The organism is Marinoscillum sp., from assembly GCF_965229915.1.
GTDB lineage: Bacteria > Bacteroidota > Bacteroidia > Cytophagales > Cyclobacteriaceae > Marinoscillum.
Genome location: NZ_CBDDJZ010000001.1, coordinates 520,157 through 543,192 on the forward strand (window position 1 = coordinate 520,157; position 23,036 = coordinate 543,192).

Here is a 23,036-nt window from a genome sequence, read left to right on the forward strand (position 1 = left end):
ATGGGTACTTCAAGTTCTTTCGGAGGGCCAAAGGGTAAATCACCTTTGCTTCCACCTTGGGCACAAGATGTTGATTCAGATAGTGAAGATAATAATGACACAGGAAGTGATCAGCCAATTGAATCAGAAGCTGATTCTCAGGAGAATGAAATTTTTGGAGACTATTCTAGTGCTAAGCGTTCCTTGTCTCGATTTATCAATGACCGACCTGGGTATACAATTAAAAGTGCCTCAAAGTCATATGTGAGATCATTAGGAGGAGCAAAAAATGCATCTCGTTCCTCAAGTAGCGGTAAAAGAGCGGTAGCAAGCTTTGGAGGGTTTCTTGGTAATGTTGCAAAACAGGGGGTTGAGCAAGCATTAACCGATTTAGGATTACAAGATTTAATAGGTGAGACTTCTGAAGTTGTTTTTGCAGGTATTGTTGATGCAATAGCTCCAAATGGTTCTACTAATGAAGAAGCTGATGCAAGACAGGCTATTATTGATACATTAGATAAATTATACGATAAGTTCGAGCTTGAAGATAATATTAATAAGCTTGACTCATTAAGTGAAGCAGATATAAAAGAAGCTGTATTAGATAGTGTTAAGGCTTATATCTATGAAAGATGGTTGCAAGAACTCAGTTTATGTATTGAGAAAAATAGTTTAACTCCTAGTGATGCCATTAGAAAGGAGGCCGATATTAAAGAGCATATCAAATCTAGTGTAGAGTATGATTTTGAGGACTATGATGTATTAAATATGGATTTTACACAAGGAGACGGTAAAAACTTGATAGAAAGTATATTTCAAGAAGCATATCAAACACTGGAGTCATGAATATCTTTAATATTATTTATCATAGCAGTTCGACAGATGAGTATACAGTTGTTGAAACAGACGATGCGAAGAGTATATATGTTCCGTCAGGTAATAATCGAGCCACAGATAAAAGTTTACAACATAATATTCATTCAATTCTGGAAGAAAAGAAACTCTGTCCTAATGATGAGGCAATAGATTTTTTAAGTGCTGCAATTTCCATATATACTGCTGATCAGTTAGTTCCAAGAAGCAGCTATGGTTTTAATAATTGGAGTAGATATTTTAGACTACACTTACCAGTGGTTGATTCCCATAAATGGGAACAGGCAAAAATATACTTTGAAGATGCTCTTAATTTTCTGACCGGTGATCATTGGGAACTATTCTTTAGATCCAGATCTTCAACTTTTACTCCTCCGGAGGAGTGCAACTCAAATACTATATCAAAAGTCTCTTTACTTTCTGGAGGTTTAGACTCATTTATTGGAGTAACAGATTTGCTTGCATCAGGTTGTGATGTTGCGTTAGTAGGTCATCACAAGTCACAAGGATTTGAGAATATGACACAATCGAAGGTCATTGACTTACTAAAGTCAGAATATAAGGACAGGTCTATTGAAGACTTTTTGTTTAATGCTCAGCCTATTCAGCATAACAATAAATATGGGAAGGAGTCTTCGTCAAGATCAAGGTCTATCCTATTTATCGGCCTTGGTATTTCTGTAGCGAATTCTTATGGCGACAATGTGCCACTTTATATTCCGGAAAATGGTTTGATCTCTTTGAATATCCCTTTAACGCATTCAAGAGTTGGTAGCTCAAGTACACGTACTACTCATCCCCATTTTTTGCAGCTTTTAAGAAAGGCTCTTACGGCATTAGGGATAAATAATACGATAATTAATCCGTATCAATTTATGACAAAAGGTGAGATGGTTAGGGGTACTAAAAATCCACAATTCATCAATAGGTATTTTAACGAAACTGTTTCTTGTGCACATCCCAATTCAAAAAATGTTAATGTAAAAAGAACCAATACCAATGAGCAAAAAAACTGCGGGTACTGTACACCATGTATTATCAGGAGAGCAGCCTTAAACTTTGCAGGTTTGGATGATGTAAAACACTATGTTTATAAATTTAATGATTCACAATTGCCATACAAAGACGATATAGGTAGAGATTATAGAGCTTTTAAAATGGCGGTTGCCAGATTAAAGAAAACCAAACCCAAATTCTCTTTAGAGGTACTTCGATCTGGGCCCCTACCAAATAAAAAAGAAGACCTTTATAAATACACAAGAGTTTATGAAAGAGGCATGAAAGAGGTAGAGGAACTTCTAAAATAGAGCTATAAATAAATGTATTTAATCGATACCCACTTTCACCTAGATTTATACCAAAATCCAGCTGATTTATTAGCTAAAATTGAGAGGGAAAAGGTTTATTCCATTGCCGTCACAAATACACCTTCTGTATATCATTTTACCCAAGGAATTTGTGAAAACACAAAATATATAAGGCCTGCTCTTGGGCTTCATCCTGAATTAGCTGAAGAAAGGTTGACAGAACTTAATCAATTTAAGCACCTCATAAAAACGACTAAGTATATAGGCGAAATAGGGCTGGATAATATTAAACGATGTTCAGTTTCATCGAAATTAGCTCAAAGTGAAGTGTTTAAAAAAATAATTGAAATCTGTGCCTTTGAAAAAAATAAGGTTTTAACAATACATTCTAGAGGAAGTGAAGAAGAGGTTCTAAATATTGTAGGACAGAATTTTCCTGGAAAAATTATCCTCCATTGGTACTCAGGAAGCTTACAGAATCTAAAAAGAGGTCTGAATTATGGTTGCTACTTTTCTGTTAATTCCTCGATGTGTAAATCAAAAAGTGGGCAAAAAATTATTCAAAACATCCCATTATCAAGACTTCTCACTGAATCGGATGGTCCATTTATAAAAGGTAAGTCAGAAATAAATTCACCTTTACTAATGAAGAAAACAATAAATCAAATTTCAAGACTGTTAGACCTATCAGAGGAAAATATTTCACAAACAGTCTATGAAAACTTTAAAAAAATACTCGTTAGTTAAGTCATCCAAACTTCCCTCCAGTCGGCTCATTCCGTTCCTCCATTCACCCACTTCCGGTCAACCCACAGCAAGAGTAGCCCGTTACTCCATTTCGCAAAGCTGCATTCCATACCGTGCCACACTTGCTTTTTCCCACCGCACCCCAACACGCAGGAAAAGCGGTGTTCGTCTTCCGCCCTCGGCAAAGCATCATGCCAGGCCATCACAGCACATTTTCTGTAAATGTTATTTATTCAAAGGTCAGAAAATAAGCCATGCTGCCCTTCGGGTGGCTATCGCCAGCCTGTCATGCTGCTTGCAACTCAGTTGTCATCCTCACGGCAGCCTACTCTGTCTGCTTATGTAACCTCTCTCCATTTCGCTGAAGCTCCATTCCGTTCAGCCACAACACATCCACCGGCTGCCAGTGTTTAAGCTCGCCTGCGGGTCGCTGCGGGCTGCGGGCTGTCATGCTTTTTGCAACAACCCTAAGGTATCCAACAGCACAAGCCATCACTTATACCAGGCCGATGCTCAAAGGCAAAAAATCACGCCAGCCCTTGTGTAGTTCCGTTTCATTCCGGGCTTTTTGTAGAATTAAAAAAAATTACAAAAAACCTGCATTCCACTTCACACATAGCCAGTCTTTCACTGTAGAACAGTTCTCAGTCTGGCACCTTTGCTCCACTCGCAGGGCGGCTCGCGATGCTTGTCTGTCGGGCTGCAACCCGCTGCGTTACACTTCGCTCATTGCATCCGCCAGCCAGCCTTTTTTGGTTTTCCTGCGTTCCCACGCTAAATTCAATCAAGCACATAACAATATTTCAACTATGAATTGCAGAACCCGAAAGAAGAAAGAAGTTTTTTGTAAACAGTATTATATTCAGCCAGTCAACTATATCAAACTTTTAAATGGCCAAAATAAAGAGGGGTGCTGTGGGCCACTGGACGATAAATACTACACGTTTTCATATAAACCTAAAGGTGATTATGAAGCTCAGGCGAAGTACTTTTTTGTAGGCACGCATTGTGCCAATGAATTCCTTGATATAATCAGGCAGAACCCTTTACCACTTTTTAATCCACTCACTCATGAGCAAAACTCCAACACAAGTAGTGGTAATTCTTCTGGTTTGGGTAATAAAACGCAGAGAGTACACCCCTTTAATCAGGAATTGTTAACGGCTATCAATATGCTTTGTATTACCTGGGATATTATTCCTGAGTCAGGTCTAGAAAGCATTATTTCGTTCACTCGAAAAAGGTCTGGTCAGCCCAATTACAAGGGGCTTGAATGGTTTAATAAAATGGTTGCAAAGGATAGTCAAGAAAGATCACTCAGAAAAATGATTGATGAGTTAAGAATGACCAACGAACTTAAGCAAATGGACTTTAAGTTATTGAACCAGTACCTTAATGATATTGAAATTAAAAATCATATCGGTTGAATAATCCTAAACAAAAACAAAGAGAGCAGCGAAGTTAGGCAGGCCCCACATACCCATCTCTGATTTGGTCCGTCAAGGTCAGGCCCTTCGGGTTTTTGAAAAAATCTCCTCCGCTAATTGGCGGAAGTATTTTTCCAAAAAACCTTGACACCCCAAGCCCCGCCTGCCTAGTCAAAAAGCTTTCTCTTTTCTTTTTTTCCTTTTTCTTTTCTCTTTTGAAATGTGTGCGAAGCGGAGCGAGCTAAAATTTAAATGCTCGTACTATGCACAATTTCCAGATGAAAACTTATAGGGATGGACTCATTAATGAAAAGCCTCACTTTTTCATGCTCTCCAGAGGAAACAATGCCGGTAAACCTCTAGAAAATCCTTGTCCAAATTGTTTTGTGATAATAACCGAGACGCTGGAAGAAAGGAATTTCTATTTCTGGTTGGCTTATGGATTATGGCAGGCTCAAGGATTTTATCCTCACCTGATCGGTTCGGCCATTTCTTTTTTAAGAATTGGTGATGCTAAAGCAGTCTTGTTGGCAGGAGCTGAGAAAGCCATAAAAGATCGAAGTAAATACTTGAAGTCATTGGCTTTATTGCAGGACTTTGATAAGAAAAGTAAGGTTTTGGAAAAACAAGTGGAACTCGTAAAACAGGTCAAAAGAGCAATAATGTTTCGGATACTTCTGGAATAAAAAAAGGCTCCGTGATTCACGGAACCTTTTTGGACACAGTAACCGGCTTTCGGATCGGTATCAGCCAGGCTTTTCCGGCCGATTTCTTTTGCTCAGAGCCTTGATCAGCCATTTTAATATGATGGACACTGTAAAGCTGACCAAAGCTCCCACAGCGGCCAATACTGATGTGTGAACAAGGTCTCCGGTACTGATATTGGACAATACTGTCAGCAGAGTGCCACCAGCCGTACCGGCTTTCGTACCTGTTCCACTAATCAGATTAGCCATCGTTCTTTGACGTTTTGACCTCCTGATCATCTTCTACCGTTACCTGACTAACTGCGGTCAATACACTGCCGCCTACAGCCAGATAACCTCCCAGACTAACTAATGCAGCTGGTAAGCTGACAGGAGCTGCAAGTAAAGCACCACCTGCAGCAGCTAAACCAAGGCCGATAGTACGTAACACTTTGAAAAATTTAGGAGTTGGGGCTTTTGCCCTTTGAATGATATTCATGTTGCTATTTTCTTTAATCGTGATAAAAACTTTCTCTTGTTGATCAATCGCTCCAAAAACGAACTTCTCGAACATCTTTGTTGCATATCTGGACTCAATGCCTTTACCGGGACCAGTAAGCCTGGAAGCCGGAGCAATGCAGCCCTTCAGTTCCATCAGGGCATTATTGGCAGGATGAAAAAGTATCCATGATCTGCCCGGGACATCCTTCACAAGAATATGCCAGCCTCTAGTTTCGGTATATCGCTTTATAAGCTCATATCGTCCCTCTGATATGCAAGAGACATTTCGTTGATTTTGAAGCCAGGGGAGCTCTATCGTATAGCCAATAGACTGACCGTTGATCCAGAGCTCCCCATTTGTGCCTTTAGGATAATATGTCCTTTTCAGGATAAAATCCATTAGGCACCTCCATCCACTGCCACCAGAGATAAAGCATTGTAAGCCCCATTTTTCAATGGATAGAAATTCCCGTTTACTTCTTGATAGAACTCAATGCCAAATACCAGGAACAAGGGAGAGGCACTCCCGGCAGGTAAAGCATTGGTCAGGTTCACGGCAGCTTCTGTTTGTGGTCCGATCTCGATTTCTCCACTTTCAGCTGTAACCAGATTGAAAGTGTCCTCCTCAAAATTGATTTCTGCACCTGCGGAAACCAGTTTCATATGTGTAGCACCTTGCGGTGCTGCAATGGTGTTTTGAGGTACTAACCCTGGAACGTTAACCACAGCCTCACCAGAAGCCCTGTCTATACTTACATCAAAAGGAGCATACACTGTAGCACCTAAGCGGCCACTGATATTAAACTCAAATCCTTGAAGCATTTCCAGCTCACCATCGAGAACGTTTCGTTCCCCTCTGGCATTGGTACCATCGGCCTTAATAACCTTTACCATCTCTTTAGTCAATCGAGAAGTGACACGGCCGTCTGACGTTCTTAAGAGCAATGGTCGAAAGGCTGTCCTTAGCGTTCTACCGGCAGCACCGGCACGACCAAACTCAGCTCCGTTTTCACGGGTACGCTGAAAGGCCGGATCATTCTGTATCCGCTCTTTATCCACCCCGCCTTTTTCTCTGGCCAGGTAGCCATCTTTGGTTTTGTAGAAAGACATGTCTCCGACTTTGCCCTTCAGTTTGATAATTCCTGCTTGTCTTGCCATAATTATAATTGTTTGATGAAGTCACCAAAGTATGAGGAGCTGAGAGAGGAGGCAAAAAGTAGCTTCCGGCAATGGTCTTCTTGTCTGAACTGTCAGAAAATGTCCATCAGTTTGGTGTGGTTTCCGTATATTAAAGCCATAGATAAAGCATAGATAGAGTATGAGTCATGCGTTTAAACAGAAGTTGCATATACCCTAAAGATGTGCAGCGGATCACAGGCAAAAGCGAACGATCAGGAAGGAGACTCCTTCAGAAGATAAAAGAAGAGCTGGGCAAGCAAGATCACCAGTTCATCACCATTGATGAATTCGCCTCATATACCGGAATCTGTCCTGGTCTGGTCCGTGAATACATTACAGATTAGCTCAAATTTCTAGGGTTCTAATCGAAGATTTTCCTGCTCCAAAACCATAAAATTTGGCTGTTTTTGTGTATATTTATGTAAAGAAAATTAGTTCTTTGCAATCATGTTGACCCGCATTTGAGGCACATATAAAAGCAATGGGAATCAATAAAAATGTACCCCATTCGGTGCCCAAAGTTGAATTGGTTTATGTAACTAATTGGTATATAAGATATTAGAGGTGGCGGTTATAATCCTGCCACCCCGACTTATAAAGCCACGATTTTCGTGGCTTTTTTTTATGATTTATCAGTAACTTTTGAGGGCATATTCGAGCAATTTTGAATATGCATATAGATAGTGTTCGGGGTGTGGCTCAGTCTGCGCGACCCGGTCCAGTTAGAGTACTCGCTTAGGTTGCTCTACAATATAAAAAAATATTCGGGGTGTGGCTCAGTCCGGTTAGAGTACCCGCTTAGGGTGCGGGAGGTCGCTGGTTCGAATCCAGTCACCCCGACAAGTTTACAAAGCTCTGGAAGTTTCCAGAGCTTTTTTTATGAACTGAGATTCAAGCCTGGATGTCAAAAATCATAATCAACCCTAATTAAAATCCAGAATTACTCCAAATTCGATTCGTATCTTGGCTTTACTTACTTGACGTGAAAAGCCATGAAACTAAAATTCCTAGCCAATATTGGAACCCTGCTTTTTTTGATTAGCATATTCTACATCATTCGTTTGTTTGATCACAGCTACGAATCGCAGCACCCAACGCTCAATGAACACACCATGTCTCCCGATATTCACCTAAACAATGTGAGACATTATACCAGAGAGGTAGATCTAAACAGAAGTCTATACCATTTGGATCAGGCCATTCAAAGCATCCAGTATCTGGAGTCGGATGTGGATTTAAACACTAGTGCCATCGTAGATGAGGCGGTTGAAAAGCTCATATTTATCTACGAAGAAATCAAAGAAGACACTCTGGTTTCTGATGACATGAATCATGCTTTTGAATTTGCATTGACCAGCCTATCACTGGCAGAGTTGAGAGTTTCAGAAAGATATGCTGAGTCTAACCAACTGGACTTATCTCGAGTGGCTCTAAAATATTCCAAACTCCATCTAAAGCATGCACTGGAATACGCTAAAAACGATAATGCAACTAGCTACGAAAAGCATGTATATCACGAAATTGATTCACTGCTAGCTCACTATGAAGACGCACCAGTAATCATCACAGAGAAAATAGATGACATGATCAACGAGATGGATTCACTCATCAATCTGGAACGTCAACAAACCACACGCATCACAATGAATTAATGAGGAGAATAGAATGTTTTGTACCAGTTAACAAATGCTTTTACACCTTCCTGTATGGACGTTTTTGGCTGATAACCCACGGCTTCTTTCAGTTCGGACGTGTCTGCATGTGTGCTGACCACATCTCCATCTTGCATCGGCATAAAATTCATTTTCACTTCCTGATCTAACTCTTTACCCAGCACATCTATAAAATCCATCAACTGTACGGGCTGACTGTTCCCAATATTGAAAATACGGTATGGCAGACCATTATGATTGGGTGTAGGCACTGTCTCCGTCACTCGACACACACCGTCTACGATATCATCTACAAAAGTGAAATCTCTGGCCATCTTGCCGTTGTTATAAACATTAATAGGATCCCCATTCATGATCGCCTTGGCGAACAACATGGGTGCCATATCTGGTCGGCCCCACGGACCATAAACCGTGAAAAACCGTAGACCAGTGGTAGGTATCTGGAAAAGATGACTGTAAGTATGTGCCATAAGCTCATTACTTTTTTTGGTGGCAGCATAGAGGCTGGCTGGCTGATCCACCTTATGATTTACGCTAAATGGCTGCTCTTTATTCAGCCCATACACACTTGAGCTACTGGCATAGACCAGATGCTTCACTGGGTAAGTTCTGCATGCCTCCAGTATATGGTTGAATCCAACCACATTTGACTGAATGTAGGCATTAGGGTTGTCAATGCTATACCTTACTCCGGCCTGTGCAGCCAAGTGGATAACATAATCAAATGACGACTGATGAAATAGATCTATGATTGATTTTTCATCCGTCAAATCCATCCTGATAAAATCAAATCGATCGTGCAGCTTGCTGGAAGTCTTTTTACCATATCGGATAAAATCTGGGTGAATCCCCAGAGCCTTGAGACGCTCGAACTTCAGCGTCATAGGATAATAATCGTTGATATTATCAAGACCAACCACCTCGTAATCAGTGGTATCCAAAAGTCTTCTGACTGTATGAAATCCAATAAAACCTGCAGCTCCTGTGACTAATACTTTTGTGCTCATTGACTTTCGGAATTTACTTGTTTAGTGACCACCACTCCTTTTCAAAGTAACGGTACAATGTATTGTTATTTGAATTATCTGAGTTTACCGTACGAGAAAGGCTTACTTTAGTTGACTGCCTCAGCGAAACAAATCTTCCAAACCGAAATGGTGCCGGAACCACATAGACTGGTGAATTGTTTCTGGACAGGTTGCCACTAAGCCATATATCATCTACAAAGAATGCCTCACTGGGTGCATTGTCAAAGTCAAAAACGCGCTCATCGAAGAGTTTGGGCTTCACCGCAAAACTTGCCGCTCCTTGCAAACAATCCACCCGTACAGGGTTAGTAACCGAAGTGTCTGGCCTATATACTCTTACGATAGCACCATATAGTTGCTTTTTATCTCCATGATCAAAAGAATCGGGTACTACCCAGCCAGAGAGCGTCAATGCAGCATCCGGTAGTTGCTCTGAGTTGTTCACATAATTCTCTACCATTCCCTGCGGGTAGATCTGATCATCATCCAGCACAATGATCAACCGCTCAGGCTCGTCTTTATACAATTCGAGTGTTGGCAGAATCTTAGTGGCTGGCCCCATATCCTCCTCTATCCAATTGATGTGAATAAGTGGATGATTCTTGACATAATCGGGAATCTCATAGTTGGTTTTATCTCGCTTGAATGTTCTGGGCAGGTTGATAATGATCTTTTCTGGCAAGACGGTTTGATCAGTAATAGAATTGAGAGTGGGCTCAAAATGCTTGAACCTGGCCGGCAAAACAGAGAGGGATATTACCGCTTTGGAGGAAGGTTTACCAGGTAAATGGTCAATCCACTTTTGAGGCTTTGTAGACCTCATTTTCATCAATCGGATTATCTCTGTAACTATTCGCACGCGTACTTATTCAAATGAGGTTGCAAAAATAGTTTTTATTAACAGATTACAAGCACCAGTACCACATCAATACACATCTAACCATTGACAAAGATTGCATAAGTTTGCAGTCCTTAAACTGTTTTATGCCCTTAAACACTGTAGATAAAGCACATTGGGTGAACCCCGAAATCAGGGTCAATTATTACCTCAACAATCAACAGACATTCGAGCTAAACCTTAATAAACTAAGGCAACTAAAGCAACGCGACTATTGGACAAAAAAAGAAGTTAATTACTTATCATTCAATGACTTAAAAGGAAGTACCAAACATATTTACAGCAGGTACCTCATGCCGCTTCCATTGATTCGTGAGCTTCGAGCTCTACCCTTCTATAAAAATTACCGAGATCTTCATTCGATCATTGACTTCTTATTGCCATTCAACCATCTTCCCAGTGATATTGCTGACGTGAAGTTTCCTTTATACTATGGCGAACATGGTGATACGGACGCACTACCAATCATTAGGAAAGCGAGAAAGCTAACAGACCAGCACAGTATGCTCTATGATTTTAGATCGCTCCGATACAATACTCCATGCCTGGAAGTGAACAAACACGACATTCCCTGGTCAAATAAAAAAAAGGATGTAGTCTGGCGTGGAGCAACCACCGGACAGATAAAAAGGGAAGCATTCGTGACGAATTATCATGACCGCTATAACGTGGGGTTCTCTACTGCTAAGCAAAAACCTCACCTTGCTGAGATGATCAAACCTCGCATTACCATAGCGGATCAGTTAAAATCACAATTCATCGTAAGTCTTCAGGGAAATGACCTGGCCAGCAATATTCGGTGGGTTTTGTTTTCCAATTCAGTACCCATCATGCCAAAACCAGAATGGACCTCCTGGACCATGGAGGAAAAACTAGAACCGTTTGTGCACTACCTGGAGCTGGATGGCGATCTGACCAATCTGGATGAGTTATTAACCTGGGCGGACAATCACCCAAGAGAATGTGAGCAAATCGCACAAAATGGCAAAAGCTATGTTAGTCAGTTCCTCGATAAGAGACATGACACTCAAGTGAGAATGATGTTTTTAGAGGAATATGCCAAACGAGTGAATGTGATCGAATAACGGGTGGGGCTCGTTATTTGAAACCAATCATTACTTCATCTATTTCACTTGCCCAGGTTCTCCTCTGAAAACCATGGAATAATTCGTTTTGGCGCCTCGTGAGTAAACCATTCTTTTGTTGGGTAGATCTCTATCTCCATGTTTTTAGAATCGATGGTAATCTCATGGAGTACAGATACACGATTGGTCGACTGGTCCATGATCTCGTTTTGAGCAAAACACTTCACCATAGCTCCAAAAAACGTCGTGTAAAGACTCCTGGCCATCAGCACGTCCGTATTGAATTTTTTGAATGGCAATACTTTGGCATATTTAACCGAAAAATAGGCATATCTAAACACACGTTTAGCTGCTCTTGGTGTCAATAGATACGCACCTGTGAGTGTCGACCATGGAAATATCAGAGAACACTTCCGCACTTCCTGACTTCCCAGATAGCCTAATACCTTATATGGAGTGGTCTTTCCATCAAATTTCTTGTCAAACAGTTTGTTCTGATTTCTCGTCAGGTGTATTGCCTGGATGTTTTTAGGCAAGCCAGCGAGCATCTCCTCAAAAAGAGACATGAAGGTGGAGGCCTCAAACTCATCTCTAAGCTTGATATCGTCTTCCATGATCAAATACCAACCATCCTCTTGTTGGGAAATATGCTTCCACAGACTCATCTGAGAGGTAAGGTTGCCAATTTTGCCCTTTTGGAAATTATTAGGATTGTGAATGGTAGCACCATGAAGTGCCTTAAATCGGTACACGTTTTCGCGTAACCCGAGCGATTCAAACAGAGCAGTCATATGCTCTTTCCTATCAGCGGATCTATCTAAGTTGTTGCAGTAAATCGCATTAATCATCTACCATTCTTTAGTCACTAAAATAATTTGAATACAAACTTATGCCGATTTAACCTAATTATTTGGGTATTGTGCAATTAGAGACCTGAATGTGCGGGTGCTAAGGTCACTAATTATAAATTTGCAAGAATTTGAAGATAGGCTGTAGTGTCCATTTTATCTGAAAACTGACAACCCATAAAGTGATCAAAAAAGACAATCCTTCCAAGAAACTCAAAGTAGATGTCCTAATGTTGGCAACCAGCCACATTGATATTTACACCCAGTATTCCATCCCTATGTGGAAGAAATATTGTGACCTTCATGATTACCAATTTCACCTCTATCAGGAACAACTACTACCTGATATGGCCTTTACCTGGAGCCGAATACAGATGATGCTGGATCATCAAAAACAAACAGATGCGGATTATCTCATGATGGTAGATGCAGACACCTACATTTATCATAATATGTATGACCTTTCTGTTGACCAGATATTAGATCAGTATCTACCGGAGGGCAAGCAGATCCTATTTCAGAAAGATGGCTCGGATCGATTTGGGATGTATTTTTCTCACAATTTCAAACTAAGCTACGAGCTCAAAAGGTGGACCTTACCGAACGCTGGTTTTAACATTATGGCCAACACACCGGAAGTGAAGCAATTTCTAGAGATGTGGATCGACTTGGGTCAGGGTAGACTCAAACATCTGGCTGACATTCACCCGCGTACGCAAAATGTATTGATCAGAGGGGTGCTTCAGGAACCTGAAATGGATGATCTGGTGGCCTACCTCCCATCAAGACTCGTTAGTAAACGCAACACCAAGTTTGTCCGACATCTATCCGCCTTGAGCAAAGAGAAAATAGCTGCTGCTATCAAAAAAGAATTCGATAAAACCTTCTAGGTAGTTATGAAGCAAATATTTCAGTTGGTCAAAACAAGACTCTCACTGTTTTTAACAGGATGTATTACTGCATTGGTCGCAGGATTGTTCACAGCCAAGGTCATCGACTATATCAATAAAGGACTTAAAAACCAGCAAGATATCGACCTGGAGTTTTTTGGAGGAATCTTGCTGTTCAGCATTCTGGCTGCAGCGATTGGTGTTTCTTCCTCTTACTTCATCTCCAAGATGAACATTATCATCGTTAGAGATTTGACCAAAAAACTGGTCAAGAAAACGCTGATGGCCAAATTTGAATTTATCGAAATGGTATCCGACAAGGTACTCCCGATCATCACCAAGGACATCTCGGACATTTCCAATTTCGTGGATAAGATTCCAACTTTCCTTATTGCCTGTACGACGGTTTTGGTCACACTGGTGCGGCTCTTCATGATTGACGCGGAGCTCACTTCTTATTTCTTCATAGTATTTGCGCTTCAAGCACTGCTAGTTATCATTCTCATCCCGAAACTCAAACGCTATACCCGAATAGCCGTCAAGTACCGAAACTACCATTATCGCAACCTGGGCAACATGATCAGGGGGCTGAAGGAACTAACGCTCAATAGAGAAAAGAGAAATCACTACCTGTCTGAGGTCATTTCGGATGATATGAAGCACATGAACAATGCTTTCCTCAAAGGACGTGTGACCAATGGAACCACTCAACGGATTACGGATCTGCTAATCTTCCTTTTTGTGGGGACTTTCATGTTCATGAGTGTGGATTATCTGGATTTTGACTTTGAACGATTCAAGATCTTTTTACCGATCATCCTTTTTGTGACACCTTATTTCGCAAAAATTAGCGGCTTTTTTCAAGACATGAAAGCTGTGGATATAGCTTTTGAGCAGATCAACTCGATTAGTCAGGAGATCGACCAGTATTCCATTGCCAATCAAAAAACAATCGGCTGGGATGACCATGGTGATCACATCTTGAGTTTTCAGGACATTCAGTATCAATACTTACAATCCAGACACGACCATCAGCTTTCCTTTGGTCCACTTTCACTAGACATCCAGCGTGGAAAAATCACATTCATCATCGGTGGTAATGGCAGTGGAAAAACGACTTTTGCCAAAATCCTCACTGGTCTTTATGAACCACGAGGCGGAAAGATTCTCTACAAAGGAACCCCGATCGATGAGAATACATTGATCGATTATCGCAACAAATTCTCAGCCTATTTTGCTGACTCCTTTACTTTTGAGCAGCTTGGATACATAGATGATGAGCACCTGCAAAAGAACGCTTCATCGGTCATTCAACTACTGGAGATGAATGCTAAAGTGCAGCTAGATAAAAAAAACAACTTCTCCACAACTAGCTTGTCCTTTGGTCAAATCAGCAGGCTATCGCTCATTACCAAGATCCTGGAAGACAAAGAAATCTACCTGTTTGATGAGTGGGCAGCTAATCAGGATCCGTACTTCAAGAACATATTTTACCACGAGATCTTGCCACTTTTAAAGTCGAATGGCAAGACAATCATTGTCATCTCTCATGATGAGAAATACTTTGATGTAGCCGACGAGATCATTGAACTTAAAGAAGGTATGACGCGATAATCATCTGAACGGTTTGGTCAACAGAAAGGCTATTTCTTTCAGAAAAATCTTAAACTCCACCTTTCGTTTGTATGCCCTCAAATGCTTAAGAGCCGTATTTAGATCTGTCAATTTTTCCTTCCCTGGCAAACTCAAAAAACGGGTGGAATCTTGCAGTTTTTCACGAATCAATGCATCCTTTTCCTCTTGAGACATGGACGTATCCTTTTGAAATCGGGCCAGGTGGTGGTTGACACTATGCATGACCCGCTTTTCTAAAAAGATCCGATCCGACTCCAACCTGCCTTGCTCTTTTAAAAAATCCTCAATGATTTGAAATACTACCGGTAGATCCGTTAATAACTTCGCATACTTGGAAGTCAACGAACCCTTTCTGTTGATTCGATAATTGTAAAGAGGCTTTCTGACAAGGGCCACACGATCCACGAAGTACAGCAATCGAGTCATGGTGGCTACATCCTGAGAAGCGATCTTTTCAGGATACAGGATATTATTATCCAGATACAAACGTGTCTTGTACACTTTGTTCCAGGCCAGCACATTGATCGCGTTCATCTCATCTGCCTGATGACGGAATGCTTTCAAACGCTGTACTCTTGTCTTGCCTTCCTGCTGCTGATAAAAATAACACTGAGCGATATCCGCATCTTTTTTGATAGCTGCCCTATAAAGCTCCTCAAACATCGTCGGCTCCAGCCAATCATCACTATCGATAAAGGCTATGTAAGGAGCCTTTGCAGCAAACAAACCTGTATTTCTGGCCCCTCCCAGTCCTTTATTCACTTCATGTTTGATATAGGAGACGTGCTCATTTTTTTCGGCATATTCCTGGCAGATTACGTGATCCTCTGGATCTGGAGATTCATCATTGACCAGAATGATCTCCAAATCTTCCATGGTCTGATTCAGTATGCTATCGATGCACTGTCGGAGAAACTGAGAAACATTGTAAATAGGAACGACTACTGTGAGCTTAGGTGAATTCATTTTTGATCAATTAAGAGCTCTACAAAACTAGGATTCTGAATCAGAACTTTTGACTAATCGCTTATATTCATCAAATAGCTGACTGCTAAGCTTCTCCCAGGTTTGTGAACTGGCATAGTCCAATGCATTCTTCCTTATTTGTTGATACAGCGCTGGATCATCTATCAGTTCCTCTACCTTTTCAAAGAAAGCTCGTTCATTCTTAGGCTCCACCAGAAAACCGGTATGTCCATCCTGAATGATATCGGAAGGCCCTCCGGCATTTGCAGCCACCACTGGCAGCCCCGAGGCGAGGGCTTCCAATACTACATTGCCAAATGTCTCAGTAGTAGAAGGAAACACAAATACATCCCCCGACGCATAAGCTGTGGCCAACTCCATGCCGGTCAGCCGTCCTTTGAAGATGGCGTTCGGCATTTTTTTTTGCAGTTCATTTCTGGTAGGGCCATCGCCTACTATAATCATGTTGAGATCAGACCTTTTTTGATCCATCAATTGATAAAGTCTTACCAGTGTTTCTGGTTCCTTTTCCCTAACCAGACGACTTACGAAGAGCACTTTTTTATTCCCCTTAGGTACTGGATAATAGTTCTCTTCTCTATGTTCAGGACTGAACCGCTCCAGATTCACACCTCTACCCCAGACAGATAAGTTAGACTCTTTGATTCCGATACTCTCCAGATACCTATACATGCTCGGCGTAGGCGCAAAAATGCGATCAGCTTTGAAATACATGGCATAGAGCCATTTGAATATCGGGTTGAAGTACTTTTCAATATTGGGAATGAAACGAATATAATACGAAACGAAACTGGGATAGTGTGTATGATAAATGGATACTACCGGAACGTGATGACGCTTAGCATATTTAGTAGCATAACTTCCCAATGGTGTTGGACTACTGTAATGCAATATATCCGGCCTGAATGCATCCAAAATCCCATGAAGGTTCTTCATCTTCTTGGGTAAGGCAATGAGATACTCCTTATCGCTTTCAGGCAGTTTGAACGAAGGAGTCAAATGAACTGGAAAGCCTATGTCCTCCGAGGGAGGCTGGGGCGTCACAAAAATCGCTTCAAACTGGTCCCTGGGGATTCTACGAATGATCTGATGCATGGTGATAGCCACTCCATCAAAGTCTTCCTGCATGACATCCAGAAAAAAGGCAATTTTGATCTTGCTCATGTATCAGTTTTTGAACGCACAAAAGTAGTATTTCTTCAGTCTCTACTTATTTTCTTCCCAAAAAAACCTTCTTTTGCCACTGAATGGAACTGCTCATCATTTCTCATAAGTACCCTCCTTCCATTGGAGGAATGCAAACACATTGTTTCAAGTTAGTTCAGGAGCTGCGAAAAGAACATACCGTCCATGAGTTGATTTGGAAGTCCAATTATCCGCGGGTCCTGTTCTTTCTCTCGGTAGTGATTCGGGCACTTGTGAAACTTCGCAAGCACTCGGAAACGAAGGTTATCTATATGAACGATGGTCTAATGGCATTGATCTGCACTCCCTTGCTGTTTCTCACCAAAGTACCTTTAGTGGTGACCATTCATGGTCTGGACATCAACTTCCCCTCGCCCTGGTATCAAAAATGGGCTCGCAAATACTTGAATCGTTTTAGTCAGATCATAGCCGTCAGCGAACCAACTCGCGAACTTTGCATCTCCAAAGGAATTCGTCCAGAAAAAGTCACGTTGGTGGAGAATGCAGTAGACATCACTTTTAAAGAGGAGGAACTGGCGCCCGACTTCAGAGATCAACTGAGCAAGGAAGTCGGAGTAGATCTACAAGATAGATTCATTCTCACCTCTTTAGGTCGAGCGATTCCTCGGAAGGGGTTTAATTGGTTTGCCAGGAATGTGGTGCCACAACTCAATGATGATATTATCTACCTGGTATTAGCACGTAAATTTCCTCAAGAAAAACTTTTTAAATGGATTAAACGGTTAACACCTAAAGCAATCTTCGAAAAAATCAGATTGCTCGTTGGGGCAGAAATTGATGGCGCAGCACTGGAACAGACCATTGCAGAGCTCAACCTTCAGGGCAAAGTGCTTCCTCTCAGTCAGTTTACCAATTCGAGATCCAGAATCTTTCAGATCATCAAGAGCAGTGACCTGTTCATTATGCCCAATATCGAAATACCTGGTGACTATGAAGGTTTTGGGTTGGTAGCCCTGGAGGCTGCCTCTCAGGGTACGCTCACCCTGGCAGCTGATGTAGATGGCATTCCCTCCGCCGTGAAAGATCAGGTCAATGGACTTCTAATCCCACCAGGCGACTCCAATGCATGGATAAGCACCATTAAATACTACCAGCAAAACCCTGAATTGCTCATCACCAAAGCGCTCGAATACAAAGAAAACACCTTAACGAAAGGAAAAAGTTGGGAAACAATGGCAGGAAATTATGTGCGTGTGTTTGAACAAATTACCACATAGAGTTTGTTGGTTATTCTGACTTAATCGAGTCATCATGTGATCTTTTGGGTTCATTTATTCTAATGTATTAACCAGATTTCTAATCAATTCGTGATAATTTTACGGGTTATTATAAAATCATCATTTTCTGAAGAAAGATTTTAAATGAGTAGCATTCTAAGCAAGCGATATACCAACTATCAGGAACCACAAAAAGTAAAAGCACAAAACCTCTATCCCTTCTTTCGAAACATTCAGTCCGGACAGGATGCTGAAGTGATTGTAGAGGGAAAGAAGGTGCTCATGTTTGGTTCCAATAGCTATTTAGGGCTGACAGTACACCCGAAGATCAAGGAAGCTGCCATTGAGGCAGTGAAGAAATATGGCTCTAGTCTGAGTGGTTCGCGCTACATGAATGGTACTAGTGATTTACACACCGAGTTGGAAAGCAGACTTGCCAAATTCTTGAACAAAGAGGCAGTCGCTCTTTACAGTACTGGATTTCAAGTGAACATCGGTATTTTACCAACTGTAGCTGGCAAAGGAGATTATTTATTTCTGGATCGACTTAACCATGCTTCCATCTTTGAAGGAGCCAAGTTGTCAGCAGCACAGTCTGTGATTTATCGGCACAACAACATGGAGTCACTGGAAAGCAAGCTGAGTAAAGTTCCTATCGATGCCTTTAAGTTCATTGTGGTGGATGGTATCTTCAGCATGGAAGGCAATATTGTCAAGCTTCCAGAAATCATAGCGCTTGCTAAAAAATACAACGCAGCTGTAATGACAGATTGCGCCCACGCCATTGGTGTCATTGGCGAAAATGGCCGAGGCACTCCAAATCACTTTGGCTTGACTGACGAAGTAGACATCATTGGTGGTACTTTGAGCAAATCTTTTGCATCATTAGGCGGCTTTTGTGCATCTGATGCTGACACCATCAATTACTTAAAGCACCATTCCAAATCGATGATTTTTGCTGCAAGTATTACTCCTGCATCCATAGCTTCCGCTCTGGCTGCTCTCGATATCATGGAAACCGATGACTCTTACAGATTGAGGCTTTGGGATAATACACATTACACCTTGAAGGTGATGAAAGAACTGGGATTTGATACGGGCGCATCTGAAACTCCTATCGTGCCGATCTTTGTCAGAAATGACTTGAAAGCCTACAAACTCACCAGAATGTTGTTTGATCGTGGTGTGTTTGTCAATCCAGTAGTTTCTCCAGGCGTATCTCCCGAAGATTCTCTGATTCGATTTTCCATCATGTCTTCACACACTCATGAGCAAATAGATAGAGCGGCAGAAATCCTTTATAAGGCGGCAAAGGAGATCGATTTATTTGAAACAGCTTAATTATGAGGGTACTGGTTACAGGAGCTAATGGATTCCTGGGCAGTCATATAGTAGAGCGCGCACTCCATCACGGGCACGAAGTGTTTGCCCTGTTGAGAAAAGGTTCGGATACAAGCAACCTTCAACATCTGGATGGTTTTAAAACAGTCATTACGGATTATTCCACCAGCAGTGCTATTGATGATTCACTCCAACAAATTGGGAAAATTGATCTGGTCATACACAATGCAGGCCTTACCAAGAGCTATACACTAGATCGGTACCTCAAAGTAAATACCGAGCTAACTGAGCGTCTGATTGAAGCATTACAGAACTACCCCCAATTGTCTGAAGACTTTAAGTTTGCCTACGTGTCTTCACTTGCAGCGCGTGGACCAGTTGGGAATGGCGGACCTGCATCCAACTATGGCATCAGTAAACTGAGATCAGAAGAAATAGTCAAAAACTCCGGACTTAACTACCTTATTTTTCGTCCGGGTGGTATCTATGGCCCCCGTGACGTTCAGTTTGTGCCATTGATCAAAACAGCCAAACTGGGCATTTACCCAGGCATGACTCCTAAGCACCATAAGATGACCTTCATCTATGCCAGTGATGCCGCTGACAGCATCTTGGCCTGTTCATTTAACCATAGCAATGTGATTGTGCACCTAGAAGACGGACAGATATATGAACATGATGACCTTCAGAAAGTACTAGAAGATACTCTCAGTAAAAAACTTACCAAATTGATAGTAGGTCGGCCAATAGTTAAGAGTATCTTGTTTTTAACCGATATAATAGATCGGAACCTGGGCAGGACACCAACTCTATCCAGGGAACACTACTCGGAAATCTCTCAGGATTGGAACTACGACTTCCGGCAAGAGCGAGAGAGCATTCCACTTGTTATTGAGCACTCCCTGGATAAGGGGTTCCAAAAAACGGTCGACTATTACCGTACTAACAGTTTAATTTAATTCACCTATGAGTGTTGAAATAAGAGAAATTACAGACAAAAAAGGCTTAAAGAAATTCATCACCTGGCACTGGAGTCTATACAAGGGAGTGGAACAATTCGTCCCTCCAATGATGGAGTTCGAAATGAGCACCATGTCGAAAGATAAGAACCCGGCATACAAACACTCAAAGGGCAGATTTTGGATGGCTTACAAAGACGGTCAACCAGTTGGCAGAATAGCTGGTATCATCCATGGAGAAGAATCAAAAGCTACGAAACACATTCGCTTTGGTTGGATTGACTTTATTGATGACATGGAGGTCAGTAAAGCGTTAATTCAGACAGTGGAGGATTGGGGAAATGCTGAAGGACTGAACAAAATCCATGGACCACTGGGGTTCACCGACCTGGATTTTGAAGGCACACTGATAAGCGGTTTCAATCAACTTTCTACTCAAGCCACACTTTATAATTACCCCTATTACCAGCAGCATTTTGAAGAACTTGGTTTTGAAAAAGCCATCGACTGGACTGAAGGAAGAATAAAAGTGCCACTTGAAGACAGGGAGTTCATTGAGGGCATGGATAGGAAGGCTGAAATTATCAGTAAACGCTATGGGTTGAAAATTAAGGAATTCAAATCGGGCAAGGAAACCTTAAAATACGCGGAAGATTTTTTTCAGCTCCTGAACGATACTTACAGCGAACTCTATGGATATTATAAACTCACAGATGAGCAGGTTAAATATTACATCGATTCGTATTTTGGATTTGTACAAAAAGACTTCATCTTGATGGTAGTGGATGAAAACGACCAATTGATTGGAGCAGCAGTGACCTTTCCATCACTCTCCAAGGCCTTTAAAAAAGCAAAAGGTAGAATGTATCCTTTTGGATTTGTCCATGTGCTAAAATCATTCTATTTCAATGATACCATTGACTTTTTCCTGGTCGCCACGAAAGATGCCTATAAAAATAAAGGGGTAAATGCACTCTTGTGGAAGAGATTACTGGCAGCTTGTGCCAAGCATGGTATTGAGTACATCTTTTCCGGTCAAATGCTGGAAGACAACAGCAGTGTAAATAACCTCTGGACAAAATATGAATCAGCTAAAGACGAAGAGATCAGACGGAGATGTTACACCAAATCCATCGTTTGATCATTGTGTGAAATTTCTCCAATTTTCCTAGGGGTGAATACACTTTCTATTGCCCTTTTGGATGATTGGTGAGTTAATTTTGCGAACTCTTTAGCCCAGATGATCGTTTGGGATCATTAATAAATTTAAAAGAAGGTTAGAAATTGTCAAGTAAGCATAGAGTAGTAATCACAGGCTTAGGCGTAGTGGCTCCTAATGGTGTCAATGTTACTGAATTTGAAGCTGCCCTCAGGTCCGGTAAGTCAGGTATTAAACGTTGGGAAAACCTTGGGGACATTAATTTCAAATGTCAGATCGGGGGCAAACCCGAAATCACTCAGGAGTACAAAGAGCAGAAACTACCCGACTTTATCGCCAAAAAGGTGCAGAACAATGCGGTGATCTATGCTTGTCTTTCTGGTCTGGAAGCCTGGACGGATGCGGGCCTGGAAGTTGCTCCTGGTACATATGATCGAAAAACAGGAATGATCATTGGCTCAGGAGCATTGGGTCTTGATAGTTTCATAGAGCATAAGATCTATCCTATAGACAATGGGAATCATCGGCGACTCGGTTCGCGATCTGTACCCGAGTCGATGAGTAGCGGTGCTGGTGCCTACCTCAATAGCATCCTGGGACTAAAGGGAAGAATTTTTTCTAACAGCTCTGCATGTATTACAGGTTCTGAAGCAGTTTTGCAGGCTTTCGAAATGGTCCAATCTGGCCGAATGGAGCGAATGCTCTGTGGTAGCACTGAAGGCGATGGAAGATACATCTGGGGAGGATTTGATGCGATGAGGGTGCTCTGCAGTGACTCCAATGAACAGCCGGAAAAGGGCTCAAGACCAATGAGCGCGTCCAGTAGTGGATTTGTGCCAAGTGGTGGATCCGGTGCTCTGGTGATCGAATCACTGGAAGCTGCACAGGCCAGAGGAGCCAAAATCTATGCTGAAATCCTAGGAGGAGACGTAAATTCTGGAGGCCAACAAGGCGGTGGATCGATGACTGCCCAAAACCCTGAGGCTGTGGTAGACTGTATCCAAACCGCTCTTGCTAATTCAGGAGTTAAAGCATCTGAAATAGACCTGATCTCTGGACATCTTACTTCCACCAAAGGTGATCCATATGAGATACAAAACTGGATGGATGCGCTCGGGCTATCTAAAGAAGACTTCCCCATGGTTAACACACCCAAATCCATGATTGGTCACTGTGTGGCTGGAGCTGGATCCATTGAATTGGTGGCATGTGCTCTGCAGTTATCTCAGGGCTTTGTACACCAAAACATTAACCTGGATGAAGTTCATCCAGAAATTGAAAAACTGATCGGCACCACCAAACTACCAACAGAAACCATAGAACAAGAAATTAATACAGTGATTAAATCCAATTTTGGTTTTGGAGATCTTAACTGCTGTATCGTATTAAACAAATTGAAATAACCGTTTGC

At 41.7% G+C, this 23,036-nt stretch carries 23 protein-coding genes and 1 tRNA gene; 16 read left to right on the plus strand and 8 right to left on the minus strand.

Translation table 11 applies throughout. The features are described from left to right. The 5 genes from qatB (at position 1) to ACO067_RS02305 (ending at position 5,019) form a co-directional block, all read left to right on the plus strand. On the plus strand, positions 1-825 hold the full coding sequence (gene qatB / locus ACO067_RS02285) for a Qat anti-phage system associated protein QatB (RefSeq protein ID WP_421870172.1): 825 nt from the start codon (positions 1-3) through the stop codon (positions 823-825). Continuing rightward, a complete protein-coding gene (gene qatC / locus ACO067_RS02290) occupies positions 822-2,159 on the plus strand; it encodes a Qat anti-phage system QueC-like protein QatC (protein ID WP_421870175.1) in 1,338 nt (445 codons plus the stop codon). The genes qatB and qatC overlap by 4 nt, the downstream gene beginning before the upstream one ends. 12 nt (positions 2,160-2,171) lie before the next feature. Continuing rightward, the gene (gene qatD, locus ACO067_RS02295; RefSeq protein WP_421870177.1) at positions 2,172-2,906 is read left to right on the plus strand and encodes a Qat anti-phage system TatD family nuclease QatD; all 735 of its coding nucleotides are present in this window, start codon (positions 2,172-2,174) and stop codon (positions 2,904-2,906) included. A gap of 449 nt (positions 2,907-3,355) precedes the next feature. Then, positions 3,356-4,333: a hypothetical protein gene (locus ACO067_RS02300; RefSeq protein WP_421870180.1), complete on the plus strand. Its 978-nt coding sequence runs from the start codon at positions 3,356-3,358 to the stop codon at positions 4,331-4,333. Between the two features lie 263 nt (positions 4,334-4,596). Continuing rightward, a complete protein-coding gene (locus ACO067_RS02305; RefSeq protein ID WP_421870183.1) occupies positions 4,597-5,019 on the plus strand; it encodes a DUF6943 family protein in 423 nt (140 codons plus the stop codon). 60 nt (positions 5,020-5,079) lie between these two features. Here the strand turns inward: ACO067_RS02305 and ACO067_RS02310 are convergent, their stop codons facing one another. Genes ACO067_RS02310 through ACO067_RS02320 form a run of 3 tightly spaced genes read right to left on the minus strand, consistent with a single transcriptional unit; the run spans position 5,080 to position 6,678 of the window. Next, entirely contained in the window at positions 5,080-5,289 is a 210-nt protein-coding gene (locus ACO067_RS02310) for a hypothetical protein (protein WP_421870187.1), read from the minus strand. Beyond that, entirely contained in the window at positions 5,282-5,920 is a 639-nt protein-coding gene (locus ACO067_RS02315) for a DUF5675 family protein (RefSeq protein WP_421870190.1), read from the minus strand. The genes ACO067_RS02310 and ACO067_RS02315 overlap by 8 nt, the downstream gene beginning before the upstream one ends. Further along, positions 5,920-6,678: a hypothetical protein gene (locus ACO067_RS02320; protein ID WP_421870193.1), complete on the minus strand. Its 759-nt coding sequence runs from the start codon at positions 6,676-6,678 to the stop codon at positions 5,920-5,922. The genes ACO067_RS02315 and ACO067_RS02320 overlap by 1 nt, the downstream gene beginning before the upstream one ends. 167 nt (positions 6,679-6,845) lie before the next feature. Between ACO067_RS02320 and ACO067_RS02325 the strand changes: the two genes are divergently transcribed. From ACO067_RS02325 to ACO067_RS02335, 3 genes are all read left to right on the plus strand, one after another. After that, on the plus strand, positions 6,846-7,043 hold the full coding sequence (locus tag ACO067_RS02325) for a hypothetical protein (RefSeq protein ID WP_421870196.1): 198 nt from the start codon (positions 6,846-6,848) through the stop codon (positions 7,041-7,043). Between the two features lie 421 nt (positions 7,044-7,464). Next, positions 7,465-7,539: transfer RNA gene (locus tag ACO067_RS02330), tRNA-Pro, on the plus strand. 152 nt (positions 7,540-7,691) lie between these two features. After that, on the plus strand, positions 7,692-8,351 hold the full coding sequence (locus tag ACO067_RS02335; RefSeq protein WP_421870198.1) for a hypothetical protein: 660 nt from the start codon (positions 7,692-7,694) through the stop codon (positions 8,349-8,351). On the opposite strand, the gene ACO067_RS02340 is transcribed toward ACO067_RS02335, so the two are convergent. Beyond that, entirely contained in the window at positions 8,348-9,379 is a 1,032-nt protein-coding gene (locus ACO067_RS02340; RefSeq protein WP_421870201.1) for an NAD-dependent epimerase/dehydratase family protein, read from the minus strand. The genes ACO067_RS02335 and ACO067_RS02340 overlap by 4 nt on opposite strands. A gap of 13 nt (positions 9,380-9,392) precedes the next feature. Next, complete coding sequence (locus ACO067_RS02345; protein ID WP_421870205.1) at positions 9,393-10,223, minus strand: glycosyltransferase family A protein; 831 nt, start codon at positions 10,221-10,223, stop codon at positions 9,393-9,395. 161 nt (positions 10,224-10,384) lie between these two features. Between ACO067_RS02345 and ACO067_RS02350 the strand changes: the two genes are divergently transcribed. Next, entirely contained in the window at positions 10,385-11,383 is a 999-nt protein-coding gene (locus tag ACO067_RS02350; protein WP_421870209.1) for a glycosyl transferase family 90, read from the plus strand. Positions 11,384-11,427: 44 nt separating this feature from the next. Here ACO067_RS02350 and ACO067_RS02355 read toward each other — a convergent pair whose 3' ends face one another. Then, positions 11,428-12,231: a glycosyltransferase family 25 protein gene (locus ACO067_RS02355; RefSeq protein WP_421870212.1), complete on the minus strand. Its 804-nt coding sequence runs from the start codon at positions 12,229-12,231 to the stop codon at positions 11,428-11,430. A 182-nt stretch (positions 12,232-12,413) separates the two neighbouring features. Between ACO067_RS02355 and ACO067_RS02360 the strand changes: the two genes are divergently transcribed. Together ACO067_RS02360 and ACO067_RS02365 are read left to right on the plus strand one after the other, a co-directional pair. Beyond that, entirely contained in the window at positions 12,414-13,121 is a 708-nt protein-coding gene (locus ACO067_RS02360) for a hypothetical protein (protein WP_421870215.1), read from the plus strand. Between the two features lie 6 nt (positions 13,122-13,127). Beyond that, positions 13,128-14,735, plus strand: a complete 1,608-nt coding sequence (locus ACO067_RS02365; protein ID WP_421870219.1) for a cyclic peptide export ABC transporter — start codon at positions 13,128-13,130, stop codon at positions 14,733-14,735. Here ACO067_RS02365 and ACO067_RS02370 read toward each other — a convergent pair whose 3' ends face one another. Together ACO067_RS02370 and ACO067_RS02375 are read right to left on the minus strand one after the other, a co-directional pair. Next, positions 14,736-15,722 (minus strand): glycosyltransferase family 2 protein, encoded by a 987-nt coding sequence (locus ACO067_RS02370; protein ID WP_421870222.1) that lies wholly within the window; start codon positions 15,720-15,722, stop codon positions 14,736-14,738. A gap of 27 nt (positions 15,723-15,749) precedes the next feature. Further along, positions 15,750-16,907: a glycosyltransferase family 4 protein gene (locus ACO067_RS02375; protein WP_421870225.1), complete on the minus strand. Its 1,158-nt coding sequence runs from the start codon at positions 16,905-16,907 to the stop codon at positions 15,750-15,752. An 83-nt stretch (positions 16,908-16,990) separates the two neighbouring features. On the opposite strand from ACO067_RS02375, the gene ACO067_RS02380 reads away from it, so the two are divergent. From ACO067_RS02380 to ACO067_RS02400, 5 genes are all read left to right on the plus strand, one after another. Then, positions 16,991-18,166 carry a glycosyltransferase family 4 protein gene (locus ACO067_RS02380; RefSeq protein WP_421870228.1) on the plus strand — a complete coding sequence of 392 codons (1,176 nt, stop codon included), beginning with the start codon at positions 16,991-16,993 and terminating at the stop codon, positions 18,164-18,166. Positions 18,167-18,310: 144 nt separating this feature from the next. Next, positions 18,311-19,507, plus strand: a complete 1,197-nt coding sequence (locus ACO067_RS02385; protein ID WP_421870232.1) for an aminotransferase class I/II-fold pyridoxal phosphate-dependent enzyme — start codon at positions 18,311-18,313, stop codon at positions 19,505-19,507. A gap of 2 nt (positions 19,508-19,509) precedes the next feature. Further along, on the plus strand, positions 19,510-20,466 hold the full coding sequence (locus tag ACO067_RS02390; protein ID WP_421870235.1) for an NAD-dependent epimerase/dehydratase family protein: 957 nt from the start codon (positions 19,510-19,512) through the stop codon (positions 20,464-20,466). A gap of 7 nt (positions 20,467-20,473) precedes the next feature. Continuing rightward, positions 20,474-21,607 carry a hypothetical protein gene (locus ACO067_RS02395; RefSeq protein WP_421870238.1) on the plus strand — a complete coding sequence of 378 codons (1,134 nt, stop codon included), beginning with the start codon at positions 20,474-20,476 and terminating at the stop codon, positions 21,605-21,607. A 143-nt stretch (positions 21,608-21,750) separates the two neighbouring features. Beyond that, positions 21,751-23,028: a beta-ketoacyl-[acyl-carrier-protein] synthase family protein gene (locus ACO067_RS02400; RefSeq protein WP_421870242.1), complete on the plus strand. Its 1,278-nt coding sequence runs from the start codon at positions 21,751-21,753 to the stop codon at positions 23,026-23,028. Positions 23,029-23,036: the final 8 nt, after the last annotated feature.